The organism is Alishewanella longhuensis, from assembly GCF_014653435.1.
GTDB lineage: Bacteria > Pseudomonadota > Gammaproteobacteria > Enterobacterales > Alteromonadaceae > Alishewanella > Alishewanella longhuensis.
In genome coordinates this window covers 46,629-63,244 of sequence record NZ_BNAO01000003.1, presented here as the reverse complement: position 1 = coordinate 63,244, position 16,616 = coordinate 46,629, and the positions used below count along the sequence as shown (strand labels likewise).

The window sequence follows — 16,616 nt, the reverse complement described above, 5'->3', positions numbered from 1 at the left end:
TCACGGCGGCTTGGCGTGAGCAATCCGGTTCGACGGTGCACGCCTGACTCTAAATCCAAAGTGCTATGCAGACAGAGACCAACCATGAATAGCCAATACCGCAAAAATTTACCAGGTACCCAGCTCGACTACTTTGACGCCCGCGAAGCGGTAGACGCCATTGAGCCGGGTGCTTATGCCAAATTACCTTACACCTCACGCGTGCATGCGGAAAACTTAGTGCGCCGCTGCGATCCGGCGTTGTTGCCAGATGCGCTAAAACAGCTGATTTACCGCAAGCGCGATATCGATTTCCCGTGGTTTCCGGCCCGGGTGGTGTGCCACGATATTTTAGGCCAAACCGCACTGGTTGATTTAGCCGGCCTGCGTGATGCTATCGCTGAAAAGGGCGGTGATCCGGCCAAAGTGAACCCAGTGGTGCCAACCCAGCTGATTGTCGATCACTCATTGGCAGTAGAGCATGCCGGTTTTGAAAAAGATGCTTTTGCCAAGAACCGCGCTATTGAAGACAGACGTAACGACGATCGCTTCCACTTTATCAACTGGACCAAAAAAGCCTTTAAAAACGTGGATGTGATCCCGCCGGGTAACGGCATTATGCACCAGATTAACTTAGAGCGGATGTCGCCGGTGATCCATGCTAAAGACGGCGTGGCCTTTCCGGATACCTTAGTGGGTACCGACAGCCATACGCCGCATGTTGATGCATTAGGTGTTATTGCCATTGGCGTGGGTGGCTTAGAAGCGGAAAGCGTAATGCTCGGCCGTGCCAGTTGGATGCGCCTGCCCGATATTATCGGCGTAGAGCTAACCGGTAAAGCGCAGCCTGGTATTATGGCGACCGATATTGTGCTGGCGTTAACGGAGTTTTTGCGTAAAGAAAAAGTGGTATCAAGCTACTTGGAATTCTTTGGTGAAGGTGCCGACAGCCTGAGTTTAGGTGACCGGGCAACGATATCCAATATGACCCCTGAATACGGTGCCACTGCGGCGATGTTCTCGATTGATCAGCAAACGCTAGATTACTTAACGCTGACAGGGCGCGAGAGTGCGCAGGTTAAACTGGTTGAAACCTATGCCAAAGCCGCTGGCCTGTGGAGCGAGAGCTTAAAAACCGCCGAATACGAGCGGGTTCTGCACTTTGATTTATCCAGTGTTGGCCGCACTATGGCTGGCCCATCTAACCCGCATGCTCGCTTATCGACCAGCGATTTAACCGCTAAAGGTATTGCCGGTAAGTATGAGATTGAAGAGGGCAAGATGCCAGATGGTGCGGTGATTATCGCCGCTATTACCAGCTGTACCAATACCTCGAACCCGCGCAACGTGATTGCCGCAGGTTTGCTGGCGCGTAATGCCAATAAACTAGGTTTAAGCCGCAAGCCCTGGGTTAAAACCTCACTGGCACCTGGCTCCAAAGCGGTGCAGCTGTATTTAGAAGAAGGCCAATTACTGTCTGAACTTGAACAGCTTGGCTTTGGGATTGTCGGTTTTGCCTGTACTACTTGTAATGGTATGAGTGGTGCGCTGGATCCGGTGATTCAGCAAGAAATTATTGACCGCGATCTATACGCCACAGCAGTATTATCGGGTAACCGTAACTTTGATGGTCGTATTCACCCTTATGCCAAGCAGGCGTTTTTAGCCTCGCCGGCGCTGGTTGTCGCTTATGCGATTGCGGGTACCATTCGGTTTGATATCGAAAAAGATGTACTGGGTTACCACGACGGTAAAGCCATTACCTTAAAAGATATCTGGCCAAGTGATGCGGAAATTGATGCAGTAGTGGCACAAAGCGTTAAACCCGAGCAGTTCCGTAAAGTGTATGAGCCAATGTTTGCCTTAGAAGTCGACTATGGTGACAAAGTGACGCCACTGTACGATTGGCGGCCACAAAGTACCTATATCCGCCGCCCGCCGTATTGGGAAGGGGCATTGGCTGGCGAGCGTTCGTTAAAAGGTATGCGGCCACTGGCAATTCTGCCGGATAATATTACCACCGACCATTTATCACCGTCGAACGCCATTATGCTTGATAGCGCCGCCGGTGAATACTTGCATAAAATGGGCTTGCCAGAAGAAGACTTTAACTCTTATGCCACGCACCGTGGCGATCACCTGACTGCACAGCGCGCCACCTTTGCTAACCCAAAACTGTTTAACGAAATGGTGCTGGAAAACGGCAAAGTCAAGCAAGGCTCGCTGGCACGGGTAGAGCCAGAAGGCAAGGTAATGCGGATGTGGGAAGCGATTGAAACCTATATGGAACGCAAACAGCCGCTGATTATTGTGGCTGGCGCTGACTATGGCCAGGGCTCGTCACGCGATTGGGCCGCCAAAGGCGTGCGCTTAGCCGGTGTGGAAGCCATTGCCGCCGAAGGTTTTGAGCGTATTCACCGTACCAACTTAATTGGTATGGGGGTATTACCGCTCGAGTTTAAGCCGGGCACCAACCGCAAAACCCTGCAGTTAGATGGTACCGAAACCTATGATGTAAAAGGCGCCCGCACGCCGCGCACTGATCTGACGCTGGTAATTAACCGCGCGAATGGTGAAGTGGTAGAAGTGCCGGTAACCTGCCGCTTAGATACTGCTGAAGAAGTGTCGATTTATGAAGCCGGTGGCGTACTGCAGCGCTTTGCGCAGGACTTTTTGCAAGGAGCGGTGTAATGAGCGTCGGTCAGATCAAAATTCCTGCTACCTATATGCGCGGGGGCACGTCGAAAGGCGTGTTCTTTAAGCTGACCGACTTACCCGCTACTGCCCAGCAGCCGGGTAAGGCACGGGATAACCTGCTGCTGCGGGTAATCGGCAGCCCGGATCCTTACGGTAAACATACGGATGGCATGGGCGGCGCGACCTCGAGCACCAGTAAAACGGTGATCTTAAGTAAAAGCAGCAAGCCAGAGCATGATGTTGATTATTTGTTTGGTCAGGTCGCCATCGACAAAGCATTCATCGACTGGAGTGGCAACTGCGGTAACTTAACCGCTGCGGTAGGCGCTTTTGCGATTAGTAATGGTTTGGTGAATGCTGCGAGGATCCCGCAAAACGGCCTATGCACAGTGCGAATTTGGCAAGCCAATATTGGCAAAACCATTATTGCCCATGTGCCGATGACGGGCGGCGAAGTACAAGAAACCGGTGACTTTGAGCTTGATGGGGTAACCTTTCCTGCCGCTGAAGTGCAAATTGAGTTTCTGGATCCGGCCGCCGATGAAGGCGAGGGCGGTGGTGCCATGTTCCCAACCGGCAATTTAGTCGATGACGTAGACGTGCCAGGTATTGGCACCTTTAAAGCCACGCTGATTAATGCCGGTATTCCGACGATCTTTGTCAATGCCGCGGATATTGGCTACACCGGCACCGAGCTGCAAGACGCCATTAACAGTGATGCAGCAGCGTTAACGCGCTTTGAAACCATTCGTGCTTACGGTGCAGTTAAAATGGGCCTGATTAACGATATCAGCGAAGCGGCCGCCCGCGCCCATACACCGAAAATTGCTTTTGTCGCGCCGCCACAAAGCTATGTGGCCTCCAGCGGTAAAACGGTGAATGCCAGCGAGATTGATTTACTGGTACGGGCATTATCAATGGGTAAATTACACCATGCGATGATGGGCACGGCTGCGGTTGCCATTGGCACTGCCGCCGCAATACCGGGTACGCTGGTGAATTTAGCTGCTGGCGGTGAGGCAAGGGAAGCCGTACGCTTTGGTCATCCGTCTGGCACTTTACGGGTTGGCGCCGCTGCCGTTGAAGTAGCTGGCCAATGGACGGTAACCAAAGCCATTATGAGCCGCAGCGCGCGGGTACTGATGGAGGGCTTGGTAAGGGTGCCAGGCGATTGTTTTTAAAAGCTGCTATACCCTTCGTCTTTCAAGATGCACGGGTGTTGGCTGCGTCTGTCCACTGGAGCGCCAGCCCGGACCAATCACTTAGAAAAGCTAAGCTCATGGGGTCGGACTGGCGGACCAGTGAACGGTCTTGCCGCCTACGTGCATCTTGAAATCTATTGGGTATATTACGGTTAATGATTTAACAGGGCGCTATCGGCGCTCTGTTTTTTTCACAAAACGGTAATTTAGCGGAAAACTAGTAATGATAGCGGCAGGAAATAATGGTTAATGCCTGATCAGCCACGGCATAAACTAAACGATTAGTGTCATCGATACGGCGCGACCAAAAGCCAGCCAGGTTTTCTTTTAACGGCTCAGGCTTACCGATACCAGCAAAAGGTGAGCGTTTGGTATCGTTGATTAGCAGGTTAATACGTTTTAAGGTCTTTTTATCCTGAGTTTGCCAGTACAGATAATCTTGCCCGGCTTCGTCGGTCCATACTAGTAAACGACTACTCATCCAGCAAATCCCGCTGGCTGGTTTTTGCGGCTTTAAACTGCGCAATTGAGCGCTGTAAATGTTCAGCGTTGGCTGGCGAGCGCAATAAATACACCGTTTCCATTAAATTATTGTAATAATCCAGCGACATCACTACCGCATCTTCGGCATCGCGGCGGGTAATAACCGCCGTATCGGCATCATTCACTACGGAATCTAATACCGATTTTAAATTATTGCGCGCCTCAGTAAATGACACTATTCGCATAACCTTTCTCCATCTGTACAACTTGTTGAACAAGTATAGGGCTAAAGCAGAACCTGTACAACTTAAAGAACATGTTGTTTGCGCTTCTAACTTACTATAGATTGCTAAAACACCTTACTTAGCGAGTCTGTTACAAGCATTAGGTTGGCTTACAGTAGTTGCGAGAGTGGGCTTTTCACCCCTCCAGCGCCGCGATTAATGACATGAGTATAAATTTGGGTAGTACGCACATCGGCGTGACCTAGTTGCTCCTGTACAGTGCGGATATCAGCACCTGATTCTAATAAATGAGTGGCAAAGGAATGACGCAGCGTGTGGCAGGTTACATTTTTAGAGATAGTGGCTTTGCGAGAGGCTATCTTAATTTCCCGCCTTACGCAGCTCTCATCCATATGGTGACGGCGTAACAATTTTGAATCAGGATCAATACTCAGTTGCGTGGAGGGAAACAAATACTGCCAACCAAATTGCCTGGGAGCCGAAGGATTTTTGCGAGCTAACGCGTAAGGCAGCCAAACACCTGAATAGTCCGGATTGGCCAGATCAGCCTGAAAATATTGTAAGACAAACTGACTTTGCTGTTTAAGCGTTGGAACCAACTCTGGTGCCAAGGTTACTCGACGATTCTTATTGCCTTTCCCTTGCCATACCATGACCGACAAGTAATCGTAATCAATATCCTGCACCCGTAACCGTACCGCCTCCATTAAACGTAAACCGCTACCATACATCAACTGTGCTAATAGCTTATAACGCGGTTCAATAACCCTTAATAACGCTGTTACTTCAGGTCGAGTGAGTACCACCGGTAATTTAGGGGAAATTTGTGAGCGATTAAAATTCAGGTTTAATGACAGCGGCTGCTGCAATACCTTGTTATATAAAAAACTTAGTGCATTAAGTGCTGTTGCTTGTGTCCTAGGCGCGACATTACGCTGATTACTTAAATACGACAGAAAATTTTCAACATCCTGATCGCCAAGCCTAGACGGATGCTGCTTTTTGTTATGAAGGATATACATCTTAATCCAGTACTGATAAGCCTCAACCGTTCTTTTGGCGTAGCGGTGGGTATACATAAACTCAGCGATATATTGCAAAAAGGGAGAAGACATTTCCCGCTCCTTAAAATAAGTTTAAGTGTATATAAATACAGTAGTAGGTAAATTTATTGTTAGCAAGTAAATCGCAAGGTTAAACCCTGCTTTTTTAATTACAATTTAATAAGTACCAAAAAAATCTGTTGATTCACGGTATGTTATTAGATAGTGTTATTTCTTTTACAAAAGATAGAAGGGCGTTTACATGGCTGGAAAGCGTGGGCGTTCCAAACTACAAAGCTGTTATAGGCCACTATGATAGATCGAGTTGCCCGAGATAAAGCTGCTGAAATTGTTCGCCACTTTGTGACCGGACAAATCTACAATTATGACTTTGATGATGCTAAGCCTGAAACAAAGGATCCGATAATAGACGCTATGTGGGATTCTCTTTGGCCATTCTACTGCGACATACGCAAGCATAAATTAAAAGATGAATGGCAGTTGCCTGCAGAAGGGAAGCGTAAAATCGCAATTTGGATACTTTTCTTACACAGTGATGAGGAGTATCGTTGGCCGAAAATTTCATATCCTGGCAGTAGGCCAATGGTCTATAACCTATTTGAGAGATTACTTGGCTGCCATAGAAAACAGGAAAGATTTTTTAAAGCAGGTAATTTCGAGGTATGGCCTTTTATTGATGATGCATCGTTTTTGCTTGCTAAAAGCAATCCAAGGCTGCTTAATCGTGGCCTATAACAAACCGCGTCATTCGGGGCCTGCAGCCCCTGCGACGCTCACAAGTTCGCGCGCATGCGCGGGGCGTTATGACGGACGAAGAAATTTATGAGTAAGTCTGAAAAAGTTTACAGTAGAAAGTTTGGCTTAATTATTAATATATTAACAGTTACTGTTCTTCCTTTGATCTGGTGGTTATTCTTCGATTTTACCTTTACAGAAATTTCTCAAGAGCAAGCCAGAAAGCTCTCGCAAATTGGCGCTTCAATCAACCTTCTTGCTGCGTTATTTTTGATTATTCGGTTTTTATGGAATGGACGTTATAGTCGAAGACGAGTTCAGATTGAGAAGTTGAGCATTGAACTAGAAAGGCATACTGAATTCATGATGCATCAGATGTTTTCCGAAGAACAAAAGAAAAAGTTGGAGCATGAAATTAGTTCTGAAAGGGAAAAGCATGAAAACGAAATGAATAATATTCTTTCTCTTGATAAGGTTGAACGAGATCATGTTTACCTAGGCATTTTTTGTCTGTTTTGCGGCACAGTCATGCAAATTATAGGTTCTGGTTTTGTTCCGTCATAACAAAGCCAGCCACGGCGACGTCTTTTCCGTTGCGGCTTCGCCTTCACTTCAAAGCCGCGCGTGCTGGCGGCGTTAAGCGTAAGGAAGCATATGACCTCAGACGAATTCGCCGAACTCTGGAAAATGGAAAAGGACAGCTTTTTAAAATGTTGCGTCGAAGCAGACGATGAATCTGAATTAGCTTCTTACGTCCGAGCAATGAATCTCTCTCCAGACCAGAAGGAGCGCTTCGACAAAGCAATCGACCAGCTTTTGACGGATGTGTTCTATACGCTATTACTAGGCTTGGATGGTTCTGCGTCCATAGGTGGTGTACAGCAGCCGTACAAAATACTCGACGAAAATGATTCATTGATATCTGAATGTGGCGACCTAGAAGCAGCAGCGTATGAAAAGTTTCATGGGGCCTAGAGTGGCACGCTTAACAAGGCCAGGCACGGCGACGTCTTTTGCGTTGCGGCTTCGCCTCCACTACAAAGCCGCGCGTGCTAGCGGCGTTATGTGCTTAGGTTGTCATGAGCGTAGAGAATAGAGTTTATAAATGAACACACGCGAGTACTTGCTAGCTTTATTTGACATTCATTCGGGCTCACTTCCAATAAGAATTGCCTCTGATGAATTTATTTCTCGCGAATTACTCTCGGAGCTAATTCTAAAAGGTTACGTAAGTACTACAATGCAGGCTCCTGACAAATCCGTGTTTATGAATCTTTCGCTTACAGAGAGTGGTAAAAGTATGCTCTCTGAATTAAAGCAAATGAACCCTGATTTATCTAAAACATTACCGTTCAGAAAATACAGAGCAATAATAATGAATATTATATATTTTTTTATTACATTGTTTGTTATGGAGTTTTTTTTCAGAGTGCTTCGTGGTGGCCAGTAGTATCAAACTCGCACATAACAAACCGCAGCACTCGCTCCCGCTGGTCGCTGGGACGCCAACCCGCTGCGCGGCTCGTCGCCCGTGTGCGGAGCGTTAGGCCGTTACAGATGCAGAATCTAAACCGAGGCATATTAAAAAGAGCTCTGATGGTAATACTTTTAGTCGCTGCTTATCTATTTATTCTTCGCGGCGCAATAAGTTTCTTTCATCCAAAACTGGGTGAGTTACTTGTATTGGTAAACTACGTAGGCGGTGAGGATGCAATGTTTTGGGTGCTTGAGCATGTATCTGCACCAAGCTACGATTTCCTCATCAATTCAATCTGGGGAAGCGCTATCACATTTTTTACTTTGCTTATAGGCGTTTTCTTATTGGCTGTGGTGTTAACAAAACCCAAAGCACAGGATGGTTCAAATGCCTAACAAGTTACTAAATTTCGTTCCGGCCACAAACGGCGTGGCCTCCACGGGACTGCCTACGCTGCGCTGCGGCAGCCCATTAGTAATGCGTTAGCTTTAATTGAGGTAAAAATGAAGTCTCAAAAGGAAACAATCGTATACTCAGCTGTTTTATCGGCAACTGCGCTTTTTTTCATATTGTTGCCAGTTTTAAAAGGTAATCTGGCTATTGGTGCTATAAGCATATTGATTACTATAGCAATTTATTTCTTGATAGGATTTGTTGGGTTCTGGCTTGGTCAAATAATTTCAGGTCAAAAACTTGTATTAAAGCCGGTATATTGGGCTGCGCCTTTATGCTTTGTAGTGCCTTTTCAAATTTCAAAATTTACTGGTTTAAACGAAGCGTTTCCTGGTGCTCATTTTCTTTTAGTTGCAGCCTTTGCATTTCTAGTCGGCTTTCGCATGAATCAGGCAACTATTGATAAAGATAAGAAGTCACAGAGCTAACAAGCAAATTTTATCGCCAGCAAAAAGCGCTGGCTGCGACGTCAACCCGCTGCGCGGCTTTCCGCGCTAAATTTGGGCGTTAGCCGGCTGTCGGGAAAGTGTAGTTTCAAAATCTGTTTTACTTTTCGGCTCTGCTTGCGTTAAGTTGTATCTCAGTTGTTAATTTATTCCATCAGGTTCACTCGTTTGTTGGTTAGGTGCAATCTCTGATGGTGCGGTAGCGTTGTTCCTTTTGGCACTTTTGCTCCGTTTGAAACAGGTTTTTTAAGTTCCAGCTATTTCGTTGTATCGCACTTGGCTGGTTACGTTTTTAATTTTGCACAAGGTTGCCGTTGTTCGGCATCGCTTGGCGGCAGTGCCGCGAGGGTAGTGTGGTTGTCGCCGCTAACAAGGCGCACCATTCGCTCCCTTCGGTCGCTGGGACGCCAACCGCTGCGCGGCCGTCGCCCATGTGCTTTGCGTTAGCTTCGCACAGTAAGGAAGGTTTTCTTGAAACTGAATTTTTCAGAAAAAAGCGTCTTAATTTTTGCAGGAGTAGTATTCGGAGTTACATCTATCGTATTAACCTGTAATTTCGATGACTTTAAAAGCACGCTAAGAGGGGTTGCATATGAAGGGTTAGTATTTGCTTCTTTTCTGGCGCTAATCTTAAGGTTTGTGAATGTGCAAAAAGAAGCCAGGCGAAAAGAGCTATTGCTTAAGGAAAAAAGACAGGCAAAAGACAGCCTCATTAAAATAATATCAATTCTTTGTGAAGCTTATCATGAGGGTGGCACATTTCATTGGACCAAACTAATTAAGAATGCTGACACTTTTGAAGTAAATTTTGAAGCTTTTAAATCATCAAAGAAAAAGTCTAAAAAAGAGTTAGAGAAAATGTTAAGTGAAAAAGACTTCAGAAATTCATGCGAGCAGAATTTGCCTATTGTATTGGCGCATATCCCTATCGCTGAAAAAATATCGCCAGAACATTTAAATATTTGGGTTGGAATCTGTTCAGTAGTTTCACTAACAGCTTCAGAGGCCGTTTTTTCTGATTTTTTGCTTGATGAGTTTGAGGAGCACGTTACTGCTTTTGCAAAACTACCTGCTGTAGTCATAGAGTAAGCTAACAAATCGCTCAAGCATCGCGCACTACGTGCGCTGGACAGTTTTTAAGTCGCAGTTTTGTGGTTTTGCTGCGCAAAAGTATTCCACAAAACTACAACTTAAAAACTGCCGCTTAGCTCGGCGTTACGTGGGGCTAGTTTTTTTGTTTGTGCAATACTGAAATTCAGCAAAAGCAAAAGCATAAAATCGTGAAGTTCGTGCGGTAAAAGCTTAAAACCGGCAAGAATCAAAGAATCCGAAGTGAAGGTTTTTGAATTTTTTAGCTGTATTTTTGGCGCCTTCGGTAGAAAGGGTTTCGCAGGTATTTTTAAAGCTCCACATCTGGTTTTTTCTTGCTTTCGTTTCGGCCGGTTTTTGTGTAAAGTTTCATCGTTTTTAGGCGTGTTGGTTTGCACTGGAAGGCAAAGCAAAAGCTCACCTCCCTCTTCGGCAAAATCTTCACAAAAGCATTATCACGTAACAAGCCGTTGCAGCACCGTGCGCTTCGCGCACTCGACAGTTTGTAAGCAGCGCATTTAGCGAATCGCTGCGCGAAGTTTATCGCAAATGCGCCGCTTACAATCTGCGGCTGAACTGAACGTTATGGGGGCAGAAAGTTTTTTGTTTGTGCGGCATGAAAGTTCGCAAAAGCAAAACCGGTAATTCTCTGGGTCGGTTCGTTTTTGGTTTTCTAAGGCTGAAGCTTTATCGCTTTTAGCCGCAAAGCGTTAAAATCCGAAGTGAACGTTTTTGGTTTTTTTAGTTATATTTTGGTGCCTTCGGTAGAAATGTTTTCGCGCTTTAAAACCACTATTCTGCTGGTTTTTTTAAAGCGTTTTTCTGCTTCTGGTTTTACGCGCTCAAGGTTTTCTTGGGCTTTTTAAAAACGGGAAAAGCTTTTTTGCTCTGTTCAAGCAATGTGCAAAAAAGCTAATCCCATAACAAGTCGTTCCAGCACCGCGCACTTCGTGCGCTCGACAGTTAGTAAGTCGCCTTTTTGTGGTTTTGCTTCGCAAAAGTATTCCACAAAAAACCAACTTACTAACTGCGGCTGAACTCGGCGTTATGGGACAAAAGGTTTTTGGCTTTGGCGGCCTGAAAGTCTGCAAAAGCAAAACCGGTAATTTTCTGAGTTGGTTCGTTTTGGGTTTTCCCAGGCTGAAGCTTTAGCGCCTTTAGCGGCAAAGCGTTAAAAGCCGAAGTGAACATTTTTGGTTTTTTTAGTTATATTTTGGTGCCTTCGGTAGAAACGTTTTCGCACTTTAAAACCACTATTCTGCTGGTTTTGCAAAAGCGTTTTTCTGCTTCTGGTTTTAAGCGCTCAAGGTTTTCTTGGGCTTTTTAAAAGCGGGAAAAGCTTTTTTGCTCTGTTCAAGCAACGTGCAAAACATCTATTCCCATAACAAGTCGTTCCAGCACCGCGCACTTCGTGCGCTCGACAGTTAGTAAGTCGCCTTTTTGTGGTTTTGCTGCGCAAAAGTATTCCACAAAAAACCAACTTACTAACTGCGGCTGAACTCAGCGTTAGGCAAAGCAATGCTGAAAAATCTAAGTATCCTGATAGTTCTATTCGCTTTTCTAATCGGTTGCTCTCAGGATCACACCAACTCATCAGGCGTAGTAACTACAATGGACGATATTCAGTTAGAAAATGACGGCCCAATGAGCGAAGCTCAGTTAGTAATAGTTGGTAGATTAACTGCTAGCGAATTAGAGAAAATAGACAAGGCAATTTTGGAGAACTCCAGCCATCAATGGAGAAAGGTTGCCAGAGTGGTAGGCCAAACACTTTTAGAATTTCAAAGTGAGTTTCCCGGAGTGCCAGATATATTTTATTCAGAACGCATTGAGCTTTTAGTTAATTCTGGCGCTTTGCAATCCCAAGGAAATTTGAAAAAAATGCGTTATAGTGAAATTAAACTACCATAAAATATGCCTAACAAGCGGTTGCAACGCCGCTACAGCGCTGCGCGCTTACGCTCGACAGTTTATAAGCAGCGCATATAGCGAATCGCTGTGCGAAGTTTATCGTAAATGCGCCGCTTACAAACTGCGGTTGAACCGAACGTTACGTGGGGCTAAGTGTTTTGGTTTGTGCAAAGCTGAAAGTATAGAAAAGCAAAAGCACAAACCCTGAATGGTCGTGCGCAAAAAGCGTAAAACCACAATCATTTAAAAATCCGAAGCAATCGTTATTGTTTTTTTAGCTCCATTTTGGTGCCTTCGGTAGAAGCGTTTCGCAAGCACATTTTTACTTTTAGTTTCGGTTTATTTCGGCTTTCGCTTCAGCCGGTTTTTGTGTAAAGTCTCAAGTCTTTAGGCGTGTTGGTTTGCACTGGAAGGCAAAGCAAAAAGCTTCCTTCCTGCTTCGGCAACATCTTCACAAAAAGCATTATCACGTAACAAGGCGCTCCAGCATCGCACACTTCGTGTGCTCGACAGTTTGTAAGTTGATTGTTTGTGGTTTTGCTGCGCAAAAGTTTTCCACAAACAATCAACTTACAAACTGCGGCTGAGCTTAGCGTTATGCGAAAAGGTAATTCATGATTAGCGAACCTGAAAAACCAGAAAATTATCACAGGGACTACGCAGTAATATGCGTATTGGCAGTACTTATTGCCGTTGTTCTGATTTACTTTCAAGTCCAAAACGTAACCGTCATAATTCCTGTTGCCTTTGTAACCATTGCTCCGTTGTTTTGGTTCCGTGATTACCATAAGGCACAGAAAGCATACTTAGACAAAAAAACCGCAGCTAAAAATCAGGAACAATACCAGAGCAAAAGCGATATCAACCAAAATATTGCAAATTACGTGGCGGCTCAGCATCTAAAAAGGGCCAACAAAAAGTGGTGGCAGTTTTGGGTTTAGCTGCGCATAACAAGCGCCATCAAAAACGCGCCCGTTGGGCGCTCGACTCGCAACAAGTTGCTCGCGTTTGTGGCGAGCGTTAGCCGGCTGTCGGGAAGGTGTAGTTTCAAAATCTGTTTTACTTTTCGGCTCTGCTTGCGTTAAGTTGTATCTCAGTTGTTAATTTATTCTATCGGGCTCACCAGTTTGTTGGTTAGGTGCAATCTCTGATGGTGCGGTAGCGTTGTTCCTTTTGGCTCATTGGCTCCGCTGGCTTTAAAGTTTTTAGGGCTCCAGCTATTTCGCTGTATCGCACCTGGCTGGTTTATTTATTAATTTGCACACGGGTGCTGTTGGTTGGCATCGCTTAGCGGCAGTGCCGCGAGGGTAGTGTGGTAGTCGCCGCTAACAATGCGCACCATTCGCTCCCGTTGGTCGCTGGGACGCCAAACCCGCTGGCGCGCTTTTGTCGCCCATGTGCGCGGCGTTATGCACATCAATAATGGAGTGAGGATGAGAATTTTAATCACAATTTTTATTTGCTTACTTTCGAATCATGTATTGGCTCAAATAGATGCTTATAAATGTACTGTGAATCATTCAAGTCAGTTAAAGGAAAATGGCGAGACCACTCCAAGTGACTTTTCAAAGATGCAGGTTGGAAAAGAGTTTGTCGTAGATAAAGGAAGTGGTCGAATGACCGGAGAGCTTGCAAATCATAATTCCTTCGGAGAACCACGAGTATTGGATTACGGTTCAACTCAACAAGGTTTTAAAGTACTGACAATTTATAAACCAATGATATCGGTTGAATACCTTTATATCGAGGAGTTCAGTAAAAACGATAAAAAGCCTTTTATGTTAATTGATGGCAATATTATCTATTCAGGGTTATGCGCTCCATACTAGTGCATAACAAGGCGCTATTGTCGCCGCTAGCGCGGCTGGGACGGCTTACGCTGCGCTCCAGCCGCCCCAAAGCTTTGCGTTAAGTGTCTATGAGAACTGAGCACGATATAAAATTGATGCTATATGCCCAAAGCGCGCTTTTGGGTGAGGTTGCACCATCCTTTAGGGCAGTTTCGTTCAGCTTGTCTGAAGACGGTGAAGACTTTGTTGGACGTTTTATATTCGATGGTGAGCCAAGCGAAGAAGCCAAAGAGGTTGCGAGCGTTGTGCTGACCAATATCCTTGCAAATTATACAGGAAACCATCGCAGCTATACCGAGGAGATGTTATCGGTTCCATATCCAAATAAGATGGAGCACCTTCCGCTGTTGGTTTATCTGCGTAACGAAGACGATTGGAACTCATGGTCAAAACTATACAAAAACACTTAACAAGGCGCATCACTCGCGGCCTACAGCCGCTGGGATGCCAACCGCGATGCGGTCGTCACCCATGTGCTTTGCGTTAGGGCTCCAAAGGAGATTGCGAATTGGAAGTAATAGTAAGTTTTTGGAATGACAACTACTCGAGCATAATGGTATCTCTTGGGGTTGGTTTTGTGTTCTTTGTTTTAGGGCCGATTGGCGTTTGGTTTTCAGGTAGAAAAATTCGAAATGAAAGAGTTCGTAAAGCCAAAGAGATGCTTATTGATCTAATCGAGGGAATGCTAGTAACACAAGAAAAAATTACTACAGCGAAGCTTAAACAATTATTTAACGCTGTAGAGAGGGAGGTTGAAACTACTATTGATTCTGCATACGATCTCGAGAGGCTGTTTGAAGATGTTTCGTTAAGGTTTCAAAGAAGTAAACATTTAGACTCTACCCAAAAAGATTCTTACTCTAATACTTTGCTAGGTCTGGCAGACTCTCTTAATCAGTCACAAGAGTCTGGAAAACGAGTGATCCCTAGAAGCTACGAAACTTTAATAGCTGAGTTACGTGATTCTGCACTTAGCCAAGACAACGATAAACTAAATAAAACTATAGAGGAACTTGAGGAGAAAATTTCTAAAATACCTGAAGAGGCCTTTCCATTCTTTCGGATTATAGAAGTACAACGTAAAATGATTCGAAAGCACCCAATTATATTTGGCTTAGTTATTGTGGGGTATATTGTTTTCGTAATTTTGGCCATTAGTGGTTCTATCAAGTAGCCCTAACAAGGCAATCAATTTGACCGCTTTACGCTACGCTTCAATCGGCAAATTATTGCGGCGTTAGCCGGCTGTCGAGAGGGTGTGGTTTCAAAATCTGTTTTACTTTTCGGCTCTGCTTGCGTTAAGTTGTATCTCAGTTGTTAATTTATTCCGTCAGGTTCGCAAGTTTGTTAGTCAGGTGCAATCTCTGATGGGGCGGTAGCGTTGTTCCTTTTGGCTCATTGGCTTCGCTAGCTTTAAAGTTTTTAAGTTCCAGTCATTTCGCTGTATCGCACTTGGCTGGTTATGTTTTAATTTTGCACAAGGTTGCCGTTCTTCGGCATCGCTTGGCGGCAGCGCCGCGTGGGTTGTTTGTTTGTCGCCGCTAACAATGCGCACCATTCGCTCCCTTCGGTCGCTGGGATGCCAACCGCGATGCGGTCGTCACCCATGTGCTTTGCGTTAGCCGGCTGTCGAGAAGGTTTAGGTACAAAATCTGTTTTACTTTTCGGCTCTGCTTGCGTTAAGTTGTATCTCAAGTGTTAATTTATTCCATCAGGTTCGCCAGTTTGTTGGTCAGGTGCAATCTCTGATGGTGCGGTAGCGTTGTTCCTTTGGGCTCATTGGCTCCGCTTGCAACAGGTTTTTAAGTTCCAGTCATTTCGTTGTATCGCACTTGGCTGGTTAAGTTTTTAAATTTGCACATGAGTGCTGTTGTTCAGCATCGCTTGGCGGCAGTGCCGCGAGGGTAGTGTGGTTGTCGCCGCTAACAATGCGCATCATTCGCTCCCTTCGGTCGCTGGGACGCCAAACCCGCTGGCGCGTTTTTGTCGCCCATGTGCGCGGCGTTATAAGCCCAAGGAGCTACGTTGATCTCTGAACCAGCAAACAGCATTTTAGTAATTTTTATTTGCATAGTCGGTGCGTTGCACTTTGGCGGTGTACTTGGTACTTCTAAAAAATCACCGGCTCTAGCGTGGATGAAGACAAAACATCCGCATTTTCCAAATGTAATTGTCGTATTGTTGGTATTTGTAGCACTAATCAAAATAGTTGGGTTATTTTAGTGCATTATTTAAACATCCAGCATTGGGCTTATAACAAGGCCAGGCACGGCGACGTCTTTTTCGCTACGGCTTTGCCTTCGCTACAAAGCCGCGCGTGCTGGCGGCGTTAGCCGGCTGTCGGGAAGATTTAGCTAAAAAATCTGTTTTACTTTTCGGCTCTGCTTGCGTTAAGTTGTATCTCAGTTGTTAATTTATTCCGTCAGGTTCGCTAGTTTGTTGGTCAGGTGCAATCTCTGATGGTGCGGTAGCGTTGTTCTTTTGGTTCATTGGCTCCGCTGGCTTAAAAGTTTTTAGGCTCCAGCTATTTCTCTGTATCGCACTTGGCTGGTTAAGTTTTTAATTATGCACAGGGTTGCCATTGTTCGGCATCGCTTGGCGGCAGTGCCGCGTGGGTAGTGTGTTTGTTGCCGCTAACAAGGCGCACCATTCGCTCCCTTCGGTCGCTGGGATGCCAACCGCGATGCGGTCGTCACCCATGTGCGCGGCGTTAGCAGTTTTCGGGGTGTTTAGGGCTGTTAAGGTTTTTTATTCTGGCATTGCTCGCGTCTGGTTTTTATAGCGGCAAAGCCAAAACATCAAGTCCGCCAGTTTGTGGGTTAGTCGCTGGCGGCGAGGGCGGTAGCGTTGTTCCTTTTGGTTCATTGGCTCCGTTTGCAGCAAGTTTTAAGGTTCCAGCTATTTCGTTGTATCGCAGTTGGCTGGTTAAGTTTTTAATTTATGGGTGCAGTGGCTTCGGTCAACATCGCGTGGCGGCAACGCCGC

General features: G+C 45.7%; 19 protein-coding genes. 15 read left to right on the top strand and 4 right to left on the bottom strand.

Annotation, left to right across the window (positions count from 1 at the left end):
• Positions 1-84: 84 nt before the first annotated feature.
• A complete protein-coding gene (gene acnD, locus IE163_RS07430; RefSeq protein ID WP_189431838.1) occupies positions 85-2,670 on the top strand; it encodes a Fe/S-dependent 2-methylisocitrate dehydratase AcnD in 2,586 nt (861 codons plus the stop codon).
• Positions 2,670-3,857, top strand: coding sequence for a 2-methylaconitate cis-trans isomerase PrpF (prpF, locus tag IE163_RS07425; protein ID WP_189431836.1), 1,188 nt, complete (start codon positions 2,670-2,672; stop codon positions 3,855-3,857). The genes acnD and prpF overlap by 1 nt, the downstream gene beginning before the upstream one ends.
• A gap of 238 nt (positions 3,858-4,095) precedes the next feature.
• Here prpF and IE163_RS07420 read toward each other — a convergent pair whose 3' ends face one another.
• The 3 genes from IE163_RS07420 to IE163_RS07410 all read right to left on the bottom strand — a co-directional run bounded on the left by IE163_RS07420 (position 4,096) and on the right by IE163_RS07410 (position 5,721).
• Positions 4,096-4,359: a Txe/YoeB family addiction module toxin gene (locus tag IE163_RS07420; RefSeq protein WP_189431834.1), complete on the bottom strand. Its 264-nt coding sequence runs from the start codon at positions 4,357-4,359 to the stop codon at positions 4,096-4,098.
• Positions 4,352-4,606: a type II toxin-antitoxin system Phd/YefM family antitoxin gene (locus IE163_RS07415; protein ID WP_189431832.1), complete on the bottom strand. Its 255-nt coding sequence runs from the start codon at positions 4,604-4,606 to the stop codon at positions 4,352-4,354. Before IE163_RS07415 ends, IE163_RS07420 begins: the two co-directional genes overlap by 8 nt.
• 149 nt (positions 4,607-4,755) lie before the next feature.
• Positions 4,756-5,721 carry an integron integrase gene (locus tag IE163_RS07410; protein WP_189431829.1) on the bottom strand — a complete coding sequence of 322 codons (966 nt, stop codon included), beginning with the start codon at positions 5,719-5,721 and terminating at the stop codon, positions 4,756-4,758.
• A 240-nt stretch (positions 5,722-5,961) separates the two neighbouring features.
• Between IE163_RS07410 and IE163_RS07405 the strand changes: the two genes are divergently transcribed.
• From IE163_RS07405 to IE163_RS07375, 7 genes are all read left to right on the top strand, one after another.
• Entirely contained in the window at positions 5,962-6,405 is a 444-nt protein-coding gene (locus IE163_RS07405) for a hypothetical protein (RefSeq protein ID WP_189431827.1), read from the top strand.
• An 87-nt stretch (positions 6,406-6,492) separates the two neighbouring features.
• Positions 6,493-6,969, top strand: a complete 477-nt coding sequence (locus IE163_RS07400) for a hypothetical protein (protein WP_189431824.1) — start codon at positions 6,493-6,495, stop codon at positions 6,967-6,969.
• A gap of 90 nt (positions 6,970-7,059) precedes the next feature.
• The gene (locus tag IE163_RS07395) at positions 7,060-7,380 is read left to right on the top strand and encodes a hypothetical protein (protein ID WP_189431822.1); all 321 of its coding nucleotides are present in this window, start codon (positions 7,060-7,062) and stop codon (positions 7,378-7,380) included.
• Between the two features lie 130 nt (positions 7,381-7,510).
• Positions 7,511-7,855: a hypothetical protein gene (locus IE163_RS07390; protein WP_189431820.1), complete on the top strand. Its 345-nt coding sequence runs from the start codon at positions 7,511-7,513 to the stop codon at positions 7,853-7,855.
• 146 nt (positions 7,856-8,001) lie between these two features.
• A complete protein-coding gene (locus IE163_RS07385) occupies positions 8,002-8,277 on the top strand; it encodes a hypothetical protein (RefSeq protein ID WP_189431818.1) in 276 nt (91 codons plus the stop codon).
• 108 nt (positions 8,278-8,385) lie between these two features.
• Positions 8,386-8,763 (top strand): hypothetical protein, encoded by a 378-nt coding sequence (locus tag IE163_RS07380; RefSeq protein WP_189431816.1) that lies wholly within the window; start codon positions 8,386-8,388, stop codon positions 8,761-8,763.
• A 489-nt stretch (positions 8,764-9,252) separates the two neighbouring features.
• A complete protein-coding gene (locus tag IE163_RS07375; protein ID WP_189431814.1) occupies positions 9,253-9,870 on the top strand; it encodes a hypothetical protein in 618 nt (205 codons plus the stop codon).
• 101 nt (positions 9,871-9,971) lie between these two features.
• Here IE163_RS07375 and IE163_RS07370 read toward each other — a convergent pair whose 3' ends face one another.
• Positions 9,972-10,283: a hypothetical protein gene (locus tag IE163_RS07370; protein ID WP_189431812.1), complete on the bottom strand. Its 312-nt coding sequence runs from the start codon at positions 10,281-10,283 to the stop codon at positions 9,972-9,974.
• A gap of 1,198 nt (positions 10,284-11,481) precedes the next feature.
• Between IE163_RS07370 and IE163_RS07365 the strand changes: the two genes are divergently transcribed.
• The 6 genes from IE163_RS07365 (at position 11,482) to IE163_RS07340 (ending at position 15,854) form a co-directional block, all read left to right on the top strand.
• Entirely contained in the window at positions 11,482-11,781 is a 300-nt protein-coding gene (locus IE163_RS07365; RefSeq protein WP_189431810.1) for a DUF3658 domain-containing protein, read from the top strand.
• A 614-nt stretch (positions 11,782-12,395) separates the two neighbouring features.
• Entirely contained in the window at positions 12,396-12,722 is a 327-nt protein-coding gene (locus IE163_RS07360) for a hypothetical protein (RefSeq protein WP_189431808.1), read from the top strand.
• 390 nt (positions 12,723-13,112) lie between these two features.
• Positions 13,113-13,610: a hypothetical protein gene (locus IE163_RS07355; RefSeq protein WP_189431806.1), complete on the top strand. Its 498-nt coding sequence runs from the start codon at positions 13,113-13,115 to the stop codon at positions 13,608-13,610.
• A gap of 89 nt (positions 13,611-13,699) precedes the next feature.
• A complete protein-coding gene (locus tag IE163_RS07350) occupies positions 13,700-14,041 on the top strand; it encodes a MafI2 family immunity protein (RefSeq protein WP_189431804.1) in 342 nt (113 codons plus the stop codon).
• A gap of 98 nt (positions 14,042-14,139) precedes the next feature.
• Positions 14,140-14,805: a hypothetical protein gene (locus IE163_RS07345; RefSeq protein WP_189431802.1), complete on the top strand. Its 666-nt coding sequence runs from the start codon at positions 14,140-14,142 to the stop codon at positions 14,803-14,805.
• Positions 14,806-15,656: 851 nt separating this feature from the next.
• Positions 15,657-15,854, top strand: a complete 198-nt coding sequence (locus tag IE163_RS07340; protein WP_143039960.1) for a hypothetical protein — start codon at positions 15,657-15,659, stop codon at positions 15,852-15,854.
• Positions 15,855-16,616 lie beyond the last annotated feature (762 nt).

Bases quoted from the DNA above. Each gene is read 5' to 3' on its own strand.
- acnD (WP_189431838.1), top strand. From the start codon at position 85: ATGAATAGCCAATACCGCAAAAATTTACCAGGTACCCAGCTCGACTAC.
- prpF (WP_189431836.1), top strand. From the start codon at position 2,670: ATGAGCGTCGGTCAGATCAAAATTCCTGCTACCTATATGCGCGGGGGC.
- IE163_RS07420 (WP_189431834.1), bottom strand. From the start codon at position 4,359: ATGAGTAGTCGTTTACTAGTATGGACCGACGAAGCCGGGCAAGATTAT.
- IE163_RS07415 (WP_189431832.1), bottom strand. From the start codon at position 4,606: ATGCGAATAGTGTCATTTACTGAGGCGCGCAATAATTTAAAATCGGTA.
- IE163_RS07410 (WP_189431829.1), bottom strand. From the start codon at position 5,721: ATGTCTTCTCCCTTTTTGCAATATATCGCTGAGTTTATGTATACCCAC.
- IE163_RS07405 (WP_189431827.1), top strand. From the start codon at position 5,962: ATGATAGATCGAGTTGCCCGAGATAAAGCTGCTGAAATTGTTCGCCAC.
- IE163_RS07400 (WP_189431824.1), top strand. From the start codon at position 6,493: ATGAGTAAGTCTGAAAAAGTTTACAGTAGAAAGTTTGGCTTAATTATT.
- IE163_RS07395 (WP_189431822.1), top strand. From the start codon at position 7,060: ATGACCTCAGACGAATTCGCCGAACTCTGGAAAATGGAAAAGGACAGC.
- IE163_RS07390 (WP_189431820.1), top strand. From the start codon at position 7,511: ATGAACACACGCGAGTACTTGCTAGCTTTATTTGACATTCATTCGGGC.
- IE163_RS07385 (WP_189431818.1), top strand. From the start codon at position 8,002: ATGGTAATACTTTTAGTCGCTGCTTATCTATTTATTCTTCGCGGCGCA.
- IE163_RS07380 (WP_189431816.1), top strand. From the start codon at position 8,386: ATGAAGTCTCAAAAGGAAACAATCGTATACTCAGCTGTTTTATCGGCA.
- IE163_RS07365 (WP_189431810.1), top strand. From the start codon at position 11,482: ATGGACGATATTCAGTTAGAAAATGACGGCCCAATGAGCGAAGCTCAG.
- IE163_RS07360 (WP_189431808.1), top strand. From the start codon at position 12,396: ATGATTAGCGAACCTGAAAAACCAGAAAATTATCACAGGGACTACGCA.
- IE163_RS07355 (WP_189431806.1), top strand. From the start codon at position 13,113: ATGCGCACCATTCGCTCCCGTTGGTCGCTGGGACGCCAAACCCGCTGG.
- IE163_RS07350 (WP_189431804.1), top strand. From the start codon at position 13,700: ATGAGAACTGAGCACGATATAAAATTGATGCTATATGCCCAAAGCGCG.